The organism is Solibacillus sp. FSL W8-0372 (genome assembly GCF_037969735.1).
GTDB classification, from domain to species: Bacteria; Bacillota; Bacilli; order Bacillales_A; family Planococcaceae; genus Solibacillus; species Solibacillus faecavium.
This window is the reverse complement of sequence record NZ_CP150204.1, coordinates 2,365,644-2,381,347: the sequence shown is the minus strand read 5'-3', so window position 1 is coordinate 2,381,347 and position 15,704 is coordinate 2,365,644. Positions and strand designations below refer to the sequence as shown.

The following is a 15,704-nucleotide window of genomic DNA, read 5'->3' as shown; positions in this document are numbered from 1 at the left end:
GGGGGATATCAGTTGGCTACTATTCGAACAGCAATTCAAATTCAAGATGGCTTATCGAATACATTTAAAGCCATGAATGTAGCGATGCAAGCAACAATCAACAGTTTTGAACAGCTGAATCGTGCGTCGGGTAACGCAATGGACATGTCCAGTATCGAGATTGCCAGACGTGAATTAGCGCGCGCTGAACAAGCATTTGACCAGATAGAAACGCAAATACGTCAGGCTGATCATCAACAAGGCCGATTTAATAATTCTGTTCGGGAGGGAACAGGTGCTGCTAATGCATTATTAAGTAAAATGCTGGCCATTGTTGGTACCTATATCTCATTTCAAGCTTTCAAAGATTTAATAGGCACAGCGGTAAATCTGTCTGATGAAGTGACCAATATTACTGCTCGCCTATCCTTAATGAATGATGGCTTACAAACAACTGCTCAATTGCAACGAATGATTTTTGATAGCGCACAAAGAGCATATGGGTCGTATTCTCAAATGGCGGATTTAGTTGGTAAGTTAGGTATGAATGCAAAGGATGCCTTTAGTAGTAATGCGGAAGCAGTTGCATTCGCGGAATTACTAAATAAACAGTTCGGTATTGCCGGAACAAGCGCTGAAGGTGTTTCAGCAGCTACTTTGCAATTGACACAAGCGTTGGGTTCAGGTGTTCTAAGGGGCGAGGAATTAAACTCTGTATTTGAACAAGCTCCAAATATCATTCATACAATTGCTGATTATTTAGATGTTCCAATCGGTAAAATTCGCGAAATGGCGAAAGAAGGAAAATTGACGGCTGATGTAGTTAAGTTATCCATGTTTGCTGCTGCAGATGAGATTAATGATAAATTTAACAACATGCCATTAACGTTTAGCCAAATCTGGCAAAACTTCAAAAACGAAGCGCTTTGGGCTTTTCAAATCTTATTGAGTAGCATGAACGATACCTTTAATAGCGAGCGCTTTTTATCTTTTGTTGAAAGTGCAAAATCAGCTCTATATACAATTGGTAGTGCTACTCTTGCAATTTTTAATCTATTAGCAAGTGTCGGTGCATTTGTATATGATAACTGGTTTTGGTTAGGTCCAATTATTTTAGGGGTGGCAGGAGCTTTAGGAGTTTTAATCAGCTATTTGGTCCTCGTTCAAACATGGACTTTGTTAGCTGCTGCTGCACATTGGGTTTTAAATGCAGCGATGGCTGCCAATCCAATTGGTCTAGTTATTGCAGGTATTGTACTTTTAATTGGAGTATACTATGCCGCTATAAACGCTATAAATCATTTTGCAGGTACATCTATAAATGCAACTGGGGCTGTAGCAGGTGCAATTATGGTGGCAGTTGCATTTATTAATAACCTTTTTGTCGCCTTTTACAATTTAGTGATGGATATTGTAGCGGCGTGTTGGAACTTATTTGCTTCATTTGCCGAATTTTTAGCAAATGTTTTTATAGACCCTATAGGCTCTATTATGAGGATGTTTGGTGATATGGCGGATTATGTTTTAGTGATTATTCAAAGTTTAGCAAACGCAATCGATGCCGTTTTTGGGTCTAGTTTAGCTGGTGCAGTTAACGGTTGGAGAGGTTCGCTTGATGCTTCTATCACGTCAAAATACGGTGAGGCAGCTGTAAAAGTTCCGAGAATGGAAAGTGCTGAATATCATCTGGAGCGTTACGAATATGGTAAGGCTTGGGATGTGGGGAACGAATGGGGATCAAATCTATTTAGCGGAGGATTAGGAAATATAGGGACACAAGAATCTTCAAGGTCTTGGGAAGATTTAATGAATAGCATTAACATGCCTGATTTAAGTGCTCTTGGCGCTGGCAAAGATAGCCCAGCAGCCAAAAAAACTGCTGATAACACAGCTAAAATGGCAAAATCGCTGGATGGCACAGCCAATGAATTAAAATATCTTCGCGATTTAGCTGATCGTGAAGCCATTAACCGCTATACTACAGCCGAAATTAAAGTAGATATGAAAAATGAGAACCACATCAATTCCGAAATGGATATCGATGGGGTTATTGATCGTTTTGGTGAAAAAGTCGAGGAAGTAGTAGCAGTATTAGCAGAGGGGGACGATACGGATGTATAACTTTTTTATGGATGGTGTACAGCTTCCTGTCGCTCCATCTGCTATGAGTATGAAAGTTAACAATAAAAATGAAACGATTACTTTAATTAATGAAGGTGAAGTTAACCTGTTAAAAAAGGCTGGTCTTACTGATATAGAATTTGAAGTTGAGTTCCCCAACGTTAAATATCCATTTGCTGTATATCCAAGCGGATTTCAATCAGCTTCATATTTTTTAGACCATCTCGAAAAATTAAAAGTATCTCAAGAGCCTTTCCAGTTCATTGTTAATCGAATGAAACCGGATGGCTCTTTATTATTTGATACGAATATGACGGTTTCAATTGAGGACTATACGATTGATGAAGATGCAGAGAATGGATTTGACATCAAAACAACAATCTCTTTAAAACAATTCCGTCCATTCGGTACAAAAAAGCTAAACATTAAATCGAGCCCTAGTGCTTCAAATACGGCTAGTTCTGCACAACCTAAACAAAAGGTCACTGTAGAGAAATCAAGACCGACAACAGGCAAGCAGACACCAAAAACGTATACTGTCAAAGCAGGTGATACTTTATGGTCAATTGCTAAAAAGGAATTAGGTAATGGTGCGAAAACCGATGATTTAGCAAAGCTTAATAATTTATCTAACCCCAATTTAATTAGAGCCGGGCAGGTGATTAAACTTGGGTAAGTATCAATTGCTCATACTATCACGTGGCCGTATCTTTGATGTTGCCGTACAAGAGCCTATTATATGGGAGACACATCGTAAGTCGATGCCTGGTAAATTAACGTTTAACGTAATTAAAGATGAACTATTAGGCTTCCATGAAGGAGATATGGTCCGCTTTGATTATGACGGTGATAAAATCTTCGCTGGATTTGTATTTACGAAAAAGCGTACCAACAATCGCATTATATCCGTTACGGCTTATGATCAATTGCGCTACTTTAAAAACAAAGATACCTATGTATATAAAAATAAAACGGCAGCTCAGGTTCTTCAGATGCTCATTGCTGATTTTGGTTTACAAGGTGGCATGATAGCAGATACAAAGTTTGTCATTGCTTCTCGTGTTGAAGATAATCAAGAGCTATTCACGATTATGGATAATGCTGGTGCAATCACTACGAAAAATACAGGTAATTTATTTGTACTTTATGATGATTACGGGAAGTTAAATTACCGTAATGTTAAGCAGTTAAAGCTTGATATTTTGGTGGATGAAGATAGTGGTGAAACGTTTGAATACACCACTTCAATTGATGAAAATACTCACAATAAAATTAAGTTGTCTCGGGAAAATAAAAAGACCGGTAAACGAGAAATCTTCATTGCTCAGGATAGCGCCAATATAAATCAATGGGGTGTTCTTCAGTTAACTGAAAGCGTTGATGAGGGCGAGAATGGCAAAGTGAAAGCTGATGCACTGTTAGCACTGTATAATCAAAAATCACGTAAGCTGCACATAAATAAAGTGTTTGGAGACCGACGTGTAAGAGGTGGTTCAACATTAGGCGTGCAAATGTATCTTGGTGACTTAACTGTTGCTAATTTTATGATGGTCGAAACAGTAAAACATTCTTTTTATGAATCAGATCATCGAATGGATTTGAAATTGATTGGCGGTGATTTTGTTGCGTGATATGTCGGATATTATCCGTACCTTACGAAAAGTCGTACTGGATGCAGTAAATGCACAAAAATTAACGGATATTGTTTACGGCACAGTAGAGTCAATTGCTCCATTAAAAGTTCGTGTAGACCAAAAGCTTTTACTTGAGCAAGAACAACTCAAATTGACACGTGCTGTTATGGATTATGAAGTGGATATGACAGTGGACCATTTAACAGAAAATCGTTCTGGTGGTTCGGGTGATGCAGCATATGCATCTCATAATCATGAATACAAAGGTCGTAAAAAGTTTCTAATACACAATGGATTGATTATTGGGGATAAGGTAACAATGATCCGTGCACATGGTGGTCAGCAGTATTTAATAATTGATAAAGAGGTGGTTTGATGCTACCAAGACAGATTGAAAATGATGGTTTAACTGCAGACTTTGAGGAAGTGGTCGAGCCTACAAAAGCTCATTATATAAATTTTAATAAAAATCGCTGTTCAGGCTTCGTTGATGAAAGAGAAGCATTGAAACAAGCGATTTTTATTATGCTTTCTATTGAGCGTTATGATCATATTATTTATTCTTGGAACAATTTTATTGAATTAAAAGATTTGTTTGGAATGCCGACTGCTTATGTAGCCAGTGAAGTACCGAGGCGTATCAAGGAATGTTTATTGCAAGATGATCGTATCAATGATGTGGATTCCTTTGTGGTTACTACTAACAAAAATAAAGTACATGTGCAGTTTATTGTCCGTTCAATCTACGGAGAAATTGAAGCAGAAAGAGAGGTGATTTATGCATGACACAGCCTTTCAATTTAGATTCGACTTTTGAAGATATCCAGGCAATTAAAAGAACAAATGTAGCTGAACTTGATGAACGCTTGGATATGCGTGAAACTTCACCGCTATATAATGCTACCGCGGTTAACAGTATCGAAACTATTCAGATGCTAACGACATTAAAAAACTATGTAGATATGGTATTTGCTGATACAGCCCCTAGAGAGACTTTAATTCGACGTATGGCAGAACGAGGTTTAACTCCAAAGCCAGCAACTAAAGCAAAATGGCGAGCTATCTTTAACATAGATGTACCAATTGGAGCGCGTTTTAGCTTAGATCAACTGAACTATACAGTTATTGAAAAGATTAGTAATGGAAAATTCATTTTAGAGTCAGAGACTTTTGGGGCTATTGGAAATACAGAATACGGTTCATTAATTCCAATCAACTATATTGACGGCTTGCAAACGGCTGAATTAGTTGAGTTACTCGTCCCAGGTGAAGATGAAGAAGATACAGAAGTAATGCGCCGTCGTTATTTTAACAGTTTTGGCTCCGTATCTTTCGGAGGGAATCGTGCTAATTATAAAGAAAAGACACTCGCTCAACCTGGTGTTGGTGGTGTACGTGTTTATCGTGCTTGGAATGGTGGGGGCACAGTTAAGTTAGTCATTATTAACTCACTCTACCAAAAACCCACGCAGACGCTTGTAGATGATGTACAAGAAGCTGTAGATCCAATGCATGCACAAGGCGAAGGGGTAGGTTATGCACCTATTGATCACATCGTAACAGTTTTTGCGGTTAATGAAGCAATTATTAATATTGGTCTCAATATTACGTATCAAGCAGGCTGGACATGGGCTGATATTCAAACGAATGTACAAAATGTTATTGAGGAGTACTTCGTGGAATTAGCTAAAGAATGGGCTGAAAGCGAAGATGATAACGCAGGACTTGTGATTCGGATTAGTCAAATAGAATATCGCTTGTTAAATGTTTCGGGTGTGCTGGACATTGCAAATACTCAATTAAATGGTGGGACTGCTAATGTTCAAATTGCGCCTGATGCCATTCCAAAGGTAGGTGTTATAAATGGCTAGAGAAGTTGATTTTCTTAGTTATCTACCGCAAATCTTTAAGGAAATTGAGGAAATTCAAGCAGTTGCTCATGTAGAGACGCCAATTCTAAATGGATTGTGGCAAAAAATTGAGGATATATTAAATGATCAATTTATTGTAACAGCTACAGACAGTGGTTTATCGCGCTTAGAAAAAATGCTGAAGCTCAATGTACCAGCAACAGATACCATTGAAACGCGTCGATTTAGACTTTTATCACGGTATCAGGAGCAAGCACCTTATACGAACAAAGTATTGAAACAGCTACTGGATAGCTTGCTAGGTGAAGGAAAGTACTACTATGAACGTAACGTTGCTGAAAAATGGCTAAAAGTGAAGCTTGAATTAACTGTAAAAGGGCAGTTTGAAGCGGTTGAACTGATGCTTGAGCGCATTATTCCTCAAAATATGATTTTGACGGTTGAATTACGCTATAACCAATACAGTAAATTGGCTCAATACACACATGCTCAGCTTGCGACGTTTACACATCAGCAATTAAGAGAGGAAGTGATTTAATGGCGGAGCAAACAACTAATTACGGTTTAGTTAAGCCTGGACCTGATGAATTTTATGACGTTAATGTTCCTAATGGGAATATGGATATTATCGACACAAAATTAAAAGAGTTAGAAAATAAGGCTGACATTACACAAATAGAGCAAGAATTAAGCGATTTAGAAACAGAATTTACTAAACATTATGGCGATAAAACAGCTCATATTACATCGCAAGAACGCTCTAAGTGGAACGGCGGTTTCTTAGCTAAATCCAACAATTTTATATCTGGTCAGGAAGTGAATTTTGATCTTTTGGAAGCGAATAAGTCATACAAAGTCGGTGAGGCAACAGGGCATAATGCACCTCCAACAGGTTATGGTATCTTAAATTACTATTTTCCTGAACAAGGTTATGGGTTACAAGAATTTACAACAATGGTTGGAGACATTAAGTATACAAGACGTTATGACGCAGGTGTTTCTGGAGGAGAATGGTCAGCTTGGAAACAAGCAACATTCTCACAGTCAACTATTACTGGATGGAATAACGGGGCTGAAGTATATTTACGATTTTTACCGTATTGTACTCAAATTACGAACTGGAATTTTGCAACTAAAAACGGTATGTATATGGGTCTTGATGCTGCAAATGCACCAAATGCTCAATGGCATATGGGTGAAGTAATATCCCATGCGGATAACTGGTTAATTCAAAGAGTTGTTAGATTTGGTGCTAATTCAGAAAATGGTAAGAAATTTGAACGTATGCGAATTGATAATGTATGGGAGCCCTGGAGGGAAGTAGACCAAAATGTTGTATACGACAAGGCTCATTTAGGTGGAGGCGCTTACCCTGACCCTAATACATTTCTAGATAGAGCCTTTATCACTAACCATGCAAATGCTCAAAGTGGTGGACAGACGAGCATGTTCTGGTATATAGAACAAATATTCTATTCAGGAAGTGGCGCTAGTCATAGCCGTTCTCAGTTCGCCAGAAGTTATGCTCATCAAGCTGGCGACATGAAAGTACGGCATTATTATAATGGTGCATGGACTCCATGGTCACCTTCTATCCAAGAGCTTTTTACATCTGTCAGTAATGGGAAAACAGCCGTTGCGAGCGCCATTTCTGACGGAGGGGTTTACACAAGCCCTATTGAAACGTTCGCTAACATGGCAAATAATATTAGAATAATGGCAGGTATGGGTATTAGATACGCTAGGGGTTTTGTAAATAACGTCTCAACTCGTATGGATATTCCCGCCGGAACTTTCGGTTTTACTCCAAAACTAATCATTACACGTGGTAGCGTTCTTACTGCTAATTATTTATCGATTTATTCTCCTCCAAATACTGGCCTTTTTGGTGGTGGTTATGGCTATGCAGTACAAGGAGCACTAGGTAGAGGAGGGCATACATCTAGTGGAGAAGAGGAGCAGCGTACCGCAGTCATTAGAAATGGTGGTTTCGTTGTTCAGGTAGCACCTAGTAATCATTACCCTATTCCGGCTATACAAATGGAATGGATGGCGTTCGGCTAATTTAAAGGAGGTATACAATGGAAAAGGCATGTACTCGCGTATTTTATGACGCTACTGACGGACGAATTTTAGCTACCTTACACAGAGTAGAAGGTGGACTACCTAGAAAGCCAATTGAAAAATTACAATACCTAGATATTCCATATGAGAATTTCGACCCAATGAAATACGATATTGAGCGTATAGAAAATGGGAAACCTGTTCTCGTTTCTACTTATGTAGAAACTGAACAAGAACGTCAGATCCGCGAATTAGAAGATCAGCTATTATTACAAGCAGAAAATGAAATTGGAGGGATTTTATAATGGTAAATTCAGTAGTGGTACGTATTGCAGCAGAAAGAATTATGAACGGTGGTTTAAATCCAAAGACTGGTGAGACATACATCCTCGATGATATTACAAATCCAGATTACCGAGAGGCTGTTGAGGATTATATCTTGGAGAATACTGAAGGCGTTTAATTTATTTTGTCTTTACCACTCCTTAAATTTAAGGAGTGGTAATTATGGAAAACAGATTTTTCATAGGCTTATTTAATGGATTGATTTTAAGTGTTGTAATATGGGTCTCTATTTTTGGATGGATAAGAATAATATCCAGTCTATTTAAAATTTAAAAAATCTTGAGAATTTGATGGGATATAATATAAAGATATAGATCATATTTATTATATGAAATAAACAGCAGGGGTGATTTATGACATATCATTTTGGAGTGAAGGTACACGAAGGGAAAAGGGGACTAAAGTTAACACGGGAAAAATATGCTGTAGTCAGTAATAAAAGCTCATTTGGTAATAACAAAGTATATGATGAAGAATGGTGTGAAAAACAACTCAAAAGGAGTATGGAAAATTTCGATTTAAATATTGAATATCTCTCTTTATTAGATCGCAACGAATTTCGAGAAGGAATAGAGAAATTTCTCGAAATGAATACTCAATTTATTGAGGTATTTGATTTGAATTTGTATGATGGGAAATCAGGATATTATTTAATGGTACTCGATGAATATTCACAAGTATATATTGGTACTTCAAGTAATATTAAAAGGCGTATTAGGCAACATTGGTCGAGTAGTAAATCTTTTGATAGACTTATATTTGGTAATGTTAATACCTCGAAACTTTCAATTGATAGTTTTCGTGCTCTTGATACTACCAGAATTTATGCGTATGTAACCACCCAAATTTTTAATATTGAAGATAACTTCATAAATCAATTTCCAGATATATTCGTGTGTAATAGGACGATTGGTGGGGAAATGCCTGGGGGTTTACTTCAGGCAATTTCTATGGGGAAAAAACGAAATTTAACAAGATAATTATTTATTCGTAACAAAAGAATTGTTCCAAAATGTTGAGTAACATATAATGTAAAATAGTAGAGAACTTTATAAAAGGTAGTTTTCTTCTTTTGTCGAAATTTAGATGAAGGGAGGAACAGAAATGAAAAAGATTTTAATTATTGTATTTTTATTTTCATTAAGTTGTATATTCATAATTAATTTTATTTGGAGTAACACCCCAGAGTTTTGGGAATATGGTAATGAAACAGGGGTAGTTATTAGTGGATTAAGCATGAGTTTTGTAGCAGCTTATATTTTTTATTTATTAGATGTAGTTTTACCCAAACTTCAAAGGAAAAAATTAATAGACGCTAAAATAGTTGATCCTGGTATCCTAATTATAAGGGATATAGAAATGTTATTTGAAGACTTAATTTTCCTTAGCGAAAATAAAATTGAATTTCTATCAAACTCACCTCTATCGAAGGAATATTTAACAAAAGTGATATCTAATTTAAATATAATGGAATCTAAAATACCATACAAATTAAATAGTAACTTAAAAGAATCAACTATATTCGAAAGTATGCTTTCTTTAAAGAGCAGAACACTTTTATTTTCAAAACAAATAACTTCTTTACAAGAAATCGATTTGAAGCTTTTTTTATGTATACAAAATATAGAGAATACTTCGTTATGGAGAATAATTAATCAAATTGAACAAATAGCAATATTACGACCTGAAATAAAAAATGCTTTTGAAAGTAGTATTTTTATCGAAAGTCTTTATGAATTGCAATTGAATAAAGAAGAATTAAAAAAAGTATTATTTAATAATATTAGGGTATCAAAAGTAAGATATGAAGAATCGTTAATAGAAGATGAACGCATTATTGAATTAAGAAAAAAATTTAACATTACTAATTAGTCTAGCACCCTCATCCAAGGGTGCTTTTTCTATTGGTTTTCAGACGAATCGAAACGGACACCAGTGCACAAACAAAACATAATCTCGATGCGTCTCACAGCACACACTTTATATGTAGCAGAGGAATTGGGGGGAGAGGATGGCTGTTGATACAATTGGAGGGGGTGCATCTATGATTAAAATGATGGAAGAGCAAGGTAAGACCCTTAAAGAACATGATAAAGCCATTAATGTAGAAATCTTGCCACGTCTCGAAGTATTAGAGAAAGAGCATCAAGAATTTAAAATGGAAGTGACATCGTTAAAATCAGATTTACTAAATGTTCAGAAGGGGCAAAAAGAATTGGAATTAACGGTCATGAAGGATGGTAACCAAACAAGGGATTTACTTAAGCCGTTTGCGGACCATGTATTGAAGCAAGCGGAATTCGAAGCACAGTCCGAAAAAGATATTGCTATTAAAAGAATGGACACAAGAGAAAAAATATTTTTGGGTATTTTCGGTACTGGTGGAGTAGCAGGAATAATTGCAGCTATCGTTACATTTTTACAATTTATAAAATAGGAGGGAAACATTATGAAAATCAATTTGAAAGTGCGTTTCAAAAACCCATATTTTTATGTAGCTTTAATTTTAGCAATTGTAGCACCTATAGGCGTCTACTTTGGCGTCAATGCCGAGGATTTAACTACTTGGTCAATGGTAGGCTCCTTAGCCAAAGAGGCAATATTAAACCCATATGTGGTCGTTACAGTGATTGTCTCTGTAGCGACTTTTTTAATTGATCCGACTACCCCTGGTATTGGAGATAGTAAAAGAGCATTGGGATATGACAAACCAAAGGACGATAAATTATGAGTGTAACTACAACTTGTCGTGATTTATCCGAGCTTTCGGCTAACGCACAATTAGCCTGTAGGTTATTATTCCAGGAGTGTTACAAAGCAGGCATTCGAAATATCTTCATCACCGAAACATATCGCAGTCCAGCTCGCCAAAAGTATTTATACGGTCAAGGTCGTACACGTCCAGGACTAATTGTTACTTGGACACTTAATAGTAATCATAGCAGTCGTTTAGCATGGGATATTGCGGTAGGTCCTCCACAGGCTCTATACGATATTGCTACATTAAATAAAGTTGGTGCCATCGCTCGTAAACTTGGTATTACATGGGGTGGCGGTTGGTCTAATAATATCGACCGTCCGCATTTTGAGGTTAAATCGAATTGGCGTATGCCAGCTGGATATATGTTGGAGGGACAAGTCATTGTTCCATCTAACAGTAGTTTGAAGGTGCAATTAATCGTAGAGGATAAAAAGGAGGAAACGAAAATGAGTAACATATGGAATCCTGGTAGCCCAGCCATCCGAACAGAAACGGAGGATTTTCTGACAAAGGCAGTTAAAGATGGAGTTATTAACGACTCTCATTTAAAAGCTTTGCAAAATGGTACTATGACTACAGATCGTTTGGTTGGTTTACAAATGACGGTGTTAAATCGTAGAGAAAAAGCTAAAAAATAATTAAAAGCCCTCTGCTTATTCAGCAGTGGGCTTTTGTAATTCATCTTTTTTAGAAAAAGATTTATAAAAATTCCATTTAAATAAAAAGAAAAAATCTTTACGATTAATTGCAATTAAAAAGTAGAAAAACCAAATTAAAGGTACAAACCACCATAAACCTTGTAAAGCAAATTTTAATTGAATATTACTTAAAGTAAGGGCTGCTCCTACTAGTGCAATTCCTATTAAAATCCCATGAGACATAACAATTGTCGGATGTTTATCGAGTAAAGTAGTACTTTCAGAATCGCTGCTATTTAAACTTCTACCAGTGAGCTTAGCAATTCCGTTTAGTAAAAAGAAAAGTATTAGTAAAACAGAGGATGCCCCCATAGAGCTAATGATCAATAAATTACCTAATGGAATATCACTAGCATTAGCAAAAATATTAGCAAACCCTTGTATTGCACCGAAAGCCCCCATTAATATCGCTGCAAAAATACCTAAAATTGAGATAAACTGAGTCAACATATTTCTATATTGAGTATCTGCTTCTTTTTTTAATTCGAGATAATTTTGTTTTAAGCTCGCATGTTCAGTTTTCAACTCATCCATTTCTCTAAGTCGAACATTCGCTATACTATTCTTTTGTATTAATGCTAAATCGATGTGTCGTACAATTTTCAAAAACATTATTTCTTCTTTAATATGATCAGTTACTTTTTTAAATTCGTTCGCTATAGATTGAACTTCTTCATTTAGAATTCTGTTTTCAGTAATTTGCAACATGTCTGCAGCAACTTCTTCCAAACTGACATCTTCCTCATTGCTAGGAGATACCGTCTTACTTTGAAAGTATTCGTTACCTCTATTGCGTAGCTCCCCAGTAAATGTATATAACATTTCTGGTGGCGTATTATCAAATACACATTCAGTTATTTTATCGTAAGGAATTAATCCTTGATAAAACTCCGTTTTTTCAAGTTGTTCTACAAACTCATTAAATTTAAAATCTAGATTTGTATTAATTCTATGACTTTTCTTGGGACTAATATTTTCGTGATTAAGTAAAGTATCTAAAGTTAATGGCTGACTTGTATTTGAAGGCATTTTATCAGGTTGAAATTCTTTTATTAATTCTGCGAGTTTTGCTAGAAAACGCTCTTCACTCTTATCCATTCAAAAAATCCTCTTCAATTTCTTTTAGAGTATAAGGTTCTACGTAATTACGGTTTAATATATCTTGTTCATATTTTGCCCATGAAGGAAGATCGTGAGAAAGTTTTACTAAATCGAAGACATTAATATCCAATAGAGTCTTGATGAGTCCATCTAAGTGAGCGTATTCTGGACTATACCTACCTTCTTCTACAGATGTGACATCTTTATCTTTCATGTGATTTAATCGATAATAAATAGATTCAACAACAGGACCATATTGCCATTTCTCGAAAGGTACATCATATGTTCTTCTTACTAAGTTATCAATAGCCCCTGTTTGTCTTATGTGCATACCTAAAGAGAAAAACATCACCTTTTGAACTTGTAAATTAGTTACAGGTAGGTCATTTTGGTTAGCGACAGCAATAATATGATTTGCTAAGTCTCTCATACCTGCCATAATGTTCACTCCTTTATTATATTTTTATTATATATATTAATTAAAATATATAATTATGTATTAACACTAAATTACATGATTAAAACTATTATGTAAACGGTTTAAATATATCTTATTAAGTATTCTAAATAGTTTAATATACAAAAAGAACCCTTGTTCTCATAATAACACACTTATTAAAAAAGTAAGTGATTATATGAAAAAATTATTAGGAAAAGGAATATAATAATGATCGGAAAATAGGAACGCTTGTTCTATAATTTATAAAAAAGAGCGAGGTGTTTTGCAATGAAAGAACAAATTAAGAAAGCAATGCAACACAATCAGGTCGTAGATATTATGTACATAGCTAAAAATAATACCCTCACTAAACGACGAATTAAATTAATTAAAATTGTTGATGATGCTGTGCAAGCGTACTGTTTTACACGTCATGCAAAACGCACTTTTAAATTCGATAACATCTTAGCTGCATACCCAGTATTAAATAGGGCGAGTGGTTTAAGGAAATTAGGGATATCTGCGATGACATTCAACGATAACATTGGAATTGTTCCTAAAGACACTGGAACGCGATAAAAAACATTTAAATCAGTGGAAAATGAGTAAAATCTTTGAAGAATGATACGATATGAAAATAAACGAAACCTTTCAGGAATTAAAAAAAGTGAACGACTTCCTTTATATTAAGAGTGTAAAGTTGAAAAGAAATGTTGAGACGACAATATATCCGAGTATTTGTTTTATTCAGACTACTTATATACTGGCTGTTGTTCAAGAGGACGTTTGTATTTAGTTAAAGCGGTAGATGATAATCCTTAAATTCAAAAGGCTTTAGATTACAAATTTGAAGTAGGAATGACCGGAAAGAAATAAAAATATTAAATGACCTTTAAAGGGAGAGATTCTTATGAATAAAAGTAAATTATTCTTAGCGACAATAATTGTAACATCAGCGATTGTAGTACCAACGCAAACAGAAGTATCAGCAAAATCATTTTCGGATGTATCATCAAAAAATCCTTACTACGACATTATTCATACCATGACGGAAAAAGGGATCATTAAAGGCTACGAAAATGGCACATTCAAGCCGAATGAAACGTTAAGCCGAAAACATGCTGCAACGTTAATCAATCGAGCAGTATCTTTAAAGGAAACTAAAAAAGTAGCTGTGCCGAAAGATTTAACAAAGTCGAATCCTTATTATAACGACATTATGGCTCTTTTAAATGCAGGATTAATTGATGTGGATTCAAAAGGTAATGTTAATCCGAATAAGGCTCTTAGCCGAGGTGAGATGGCTAAAATTCTTGCAACTGCATTTAACTTAAAAGGAAGCAAACACTCATTAAAAGATGTTTCTAAGACTTACGATGTGTATGTATCTGCATTGTTTGAAAATAACGTTACAACAGGCTTTGAGGATGGCACGTTTAAAGAAAAACAATCCTTAACACGTTCGCACTATGCAGTATTTATGTTTCGTGCAATGGACTTAGAGAAAGAAACTGGCGGTGAAAAAAATTCAAAACCGACAACGCCATCTAAAGGCGGTATTACAATGAATAGCTCGGAAAAAGAGGTTAATGAGTACATCAAGTCGAGCGATTTATTTAAGAAAAATATTGAGATGCCACACCCAACTGCTGTGAAAGAATTTGTAGGTTATAAAGAAGTTATTGTAAATATGGAGAACATTCTATCAGGCACAGATTTAAAGGTGATTAGTATGCTTGCAGGTGGTATAGATTTTAGCGTGAAAGATTGGAAACCTGTAGGTAAACTTTTATCAACACCAGTTTTTTATGTAAGTGATCGAGATAAAACATTCCAAAAAATTTCATTTGACCATACCATGCCACAATCACAAGAAGTTGCAAAACGTATTTTAGAAACAGTTTATAAAAATGACTTAGATACAACAGAAGTTAGCCGAATTATTGATGAAAAGGTAAAAGAAGCTCTTGAAAGTCCACAAGGGGAATGGTTCACGAACTTTAAATCAATTACTGTAGATGGATTTACATTAAAACTAGGTGTGACAAGAGACAATGAATATAATCATTTTACTCTCGAACTGCACAAATAAATTTTGAAATACAATTTAAAGGAGATAGGTAGTAACAATGGAAGGCGTGTAGATAGTAGAGGTTTATCGGGCGTGCAATATTTAGGCGAATGCCGTTATGCGACTATTTATGATGGGAAACTAACCCTTCATCTAATAATACAACTTTCAACATAAGTGGTAAATCATTAAGAGCGTATGCAGGAGATAATCATAACCCTAAAAGTTTTAGCCAAGAAAATGGGATATCGTACACTTTAAAATAGAAATAATTAAATCGTATTTTGTCAGCAACATGCTCAAAAAAATTTTTATGGAATATTTTCTTCACTCTCGATTTATTATATTGTAAATTAAATGGTAATGAGGGGGTGAGGTTATGTATAATTATCAATTCGAAACTAACTGTGGTCATATTTTAGCATTTAAAAGCAAGTATCATATAGCTTCATTGACACCTGTGATATTTAAGGACGCAACTTTTATAAGGTTTGAAGATGTAGAATATGTAGTGAAATTAACAGACATGAAGGAAGTAAAAATTAATGGAGTTAAACATCAAATTAGAGCTTACACAGTACAGTAATAGATAAAACCTTCCGTATTATTGAAATGGAAGG

General features: G+C 35.3%; 20 protein-coding genes. 18 read left to right on the top strand and 2 right to left on the bottom strand.

Annotated elements, in window-relative coordinates:
- Window positions 1-12: 12 nt before the first annotated feature.
- The 15 genes from MKY13_RS11990 to MKY13_RS11920 all read left to right on the top strand — a co-directional run bounded on the left by MKY13_RS11990 (window position 13) and on the right by MKY13_RS11920 (window position 11,413).
- Window positions 13-2,100 carry a tape measure protein gene (locus tag MKY13_RS11990; protein WP_339212915.1) on the top strand — a complete coding sequence of 696 codons (2,088 nt, stop codon included), beginning with the start codon at window positions 13-15 and terminating at the stop codon, window positions 2,098-2,100.
- On the top strand, window positions 2,093-2,776 hold the full coding sequence (locus tag MKY13_RS11985) for a LysM peptidoglycan-binding domain-containing protein (RefSeq protein ID WP_339212913.1): 684 nt from the start codon (window positions 2,093-2,095) through the stop codon (window positions 2,774-2,776). Before MKY13_RS11990 ends, MKY13_RS11985 begins: the two co-directional genes overlap by 8 nt.
- Window positions 2,769-3,731 carry a hydrolase gene (locus MKY13_RS11980; RefSeq protein WP_339212911.1) on the top strand — a complete coding sequence of 321 codons (963 nt, stop codon included), beginning with the start codon at window positions 2,769-2,771 and terminating at the stop codon, window positions 3,729-3,731. Before MKY13_RS11985 ends, MKY13_RS11980 begins: the two co-directional genes overlap by 8 nt.
- Window positions 3,715-4,110 carry a DUF2577 domain-containing protein gene (locus tag MKY13_RS11975; protein WP_339216920.1) on the top strand — a complete coding sequence of 132 codons (396 nt, stop codon included), beginning with the start codon at window positions 3,715-3,717 and terminating at the stop codon, window positions 4,108-4,110. The genes MKY13_RS11980 and MKY13_RS11975 overlap by 17 nt, the downstream gene beginning before the upstream one ends.
- Window positions 4,110-4,520 (top strand): DUF2634 domain-containing protein, encoded by a 411-nt coding sequence (locus MKY13_RS11970; RefSeq protein ID WP_339212909.1) that lies wholly within the window; start codon window positions 4,110-4,112, stop codon window positions 4,518-4,520. Before MKY13_RS11975 ends, MKY13_RS11970 begins: the two co-directional genes overlap by 1 nt.
- Window positions 4,517-5,605, top strand: a complete 1,089-nt coding sequence (locus tag MKY13_RS11965) for a baseplate J/gp47 family protein (protein ID WP_339212907.1) — start codon at window positions 4,517-4,519, stop codon at window positions 5,603-5,605. Before MKY13_RS11970 ends, MKY13_RS11965 begins: the two co-directional genes overlap by 4 nt.
- Complete coding sequence (locus MKY13_RS11960; RefSeq protein ID WP_339212905.1) at window positions 5,598-6,143, top strand: putative phage tail protein; 546 nt, start codon at window positions 5,598-5,600, stop codon at window positions 6,141-6,143. The genes MKY13_RS11965 and MKY13_RS11960 overlap by 8 nt, the downstream gene beginning before the upstream one ends.
- Window positions 6,143-7,669 carry a pyocin knob domain-containing protein gene (locus MKY13_RS11955; RefSeq protein ID WP_339212903.1) on the top strand — a complete coding sequence of 509 codons (1,527 nt, stop codon included), beginning with the start codon at window positions 6,143-6,145 and terminating at the stop codon, window positions 7,667-7,669. Before MKY13_RS11960 ends, MKY13_RS11955 begins: the two co-directional genes overlap by 1 nt.
- Window positions 7,670-7,686: 17 nt before the next feature.
- Window positions 7,687-7,974, top strand: coding sequence for a hypothetical protein (locus tag MKY13_RS11950; protein ID WP_339212901.1), 288 nt, complete (start codon window positions 7,687-7,689; stop codon window positions 7,972-7,974).
- Entirely contained in the window at window positions 7,974-8,132 is a 159-nt protein-coding gene (locus MKY13_RS11945) for a hypothetical protein (RefSeq protein ID WP_339212899.1), read from the top strand. The genes MKY13_RS11950 and MKY13_RS11945 overlap by 1 nt, the downstream gene beginning before the upstream one ends.
- A 235-nt stretch (window positions 8,133-8,367) precedes the next feature.
- Entirely contained in the window at window positions 8,368-8,994 is a 627-nt protein-coding gene (locus MKY13_RS11940) for a GIY-YIG nuclease family protein (RefSeq protein ID WP_339212897.1), read from the top strand.
- Between the two features lie 124 nt (window positions 8,995-9,118).
- A complete protein-coding gene (locus tag MKY13_RS11935; RefSeq protein ID WP_339212895.1) occupies window positions 9,119-9,886 on the top strand; it encodes a hypothetical protein in 768 nt (255 codons plus the stop codon).
- A 139-nt stretch (window positions 9,887-10,025) separates the two neighbouring features.
- Entirely contained in the window at window positions 10,026-10,451 is a 426-nt protein-coding gene (locus tag MKY13_RS11930; protein ID WP_339212893.1) for a hypothetical protein, read from the top strand.
- A gap of 12 nt (window positions 10,452-10,463) precedes the next feature.
- A complete protein-coding gene (locus MKY13_RS11925; protein ID WP_339212891.1) occupies window positions 10,464-10,745 on the top strand; it encodes a phage holin in 282 nt (93 codons plus the stop codon).
- A complete protein-coding gene (locus tag MKY13_RS11920) occupies window positions 10,742-11,413 on the top strand; it encodes a M15 family metallopeptidase (protein WP_339212889.1) in 672 nt (223 codons plus the stop codon). The genes MKY13_RS11925 and MKY13_RS11920 overlap by 4 nt, the downstream gene beginning before the upstream one ends.
- Before the next feature lie 15 nt (window positions 11,414-11,428).
- Here the strand turns inward: MKY13_RS11920 and MKY13_RS11915 are convergent, their stop codons facing one another.
- Together MKY13_RS11915 and MKY13_RS11910 are read right to left on the bottom strand one after the other, a co-directional pair.
- Window positions 11,429-12,571 carry a hypothetical protein gene (locus tag MKY13_RS11915; protein WP_339212887.1) on the bottom strand — a complete coding sequence of 381 codons (1,143 nt, stop codon included), beginning with the start codon at window positions 12,569-12,571 and terminating at the stop codon, window positions 11,429-11,431.
- Window positions 12,564-13,013 carry a type II toxin-antitoxin system antitoxin SocA domain-containing protein gene (locus MKY13_RS11910; protein ID WP_339212885.1) on the bottom strand — a complete coding sequence of 150 codons (450 nt, stop codon included), beginning with the start codon at window positions 13,011-13,013 and terminating at the stop codon, window positions 12,564-12,566. Before MKY13_RS11910 ends, MKY13_RS11915 begins: the two co-directional genes overlap by 8 nt.
- 288 nt (window positions 13,014-13,301) lie before the next feature.
- Here MKY13_RS11910 and MKY13_RS11905 point away from each other — a divergent pair, with 288 nt between their 5' ends.
- From MKY13_RS11905 to MKY13_RS11895, 3 genes are all read left to right on the top strand, one after another.
- Entirely contained in the window at window positions 13,302-13,592 is a 291-nt protein-coding gene (locus MKY13_RS11905; RefSeq protein ID WP_339212883.1) for a transcriptional regulator, read from the top strand.
- 331 nt (window positions 13,593-13,923) lie between these two features.
- Window positions 13,924-15,105 carry an S-layer homology domain-containing protein gene (locus MKY13_RS11900; protein WP_339212881.1) on the top strand — a complete coding sequence of 394 codons (1,182 nt, stop codon included), beginning with the start codon at window positions 13,924-13,926 and terminating at the stop codon, window positions 15,103-15,105.
- A gap of 358 nt (window positions 15,106-15,463) precedes the next feature.
- Window positions 15,464-15,670, top strand: a complete 207-nt coding sequence (locus tag MKY13_RS11895) for a hypothetical protein (RefSeq protein WP_339212879.1) — start codon at window positions 15,464-15,466, stop codon at window positions 15,668-15,670.
- The last annotated feature ends 34 nt before the right edge of the window (window positions 15,671-15,704 follow it).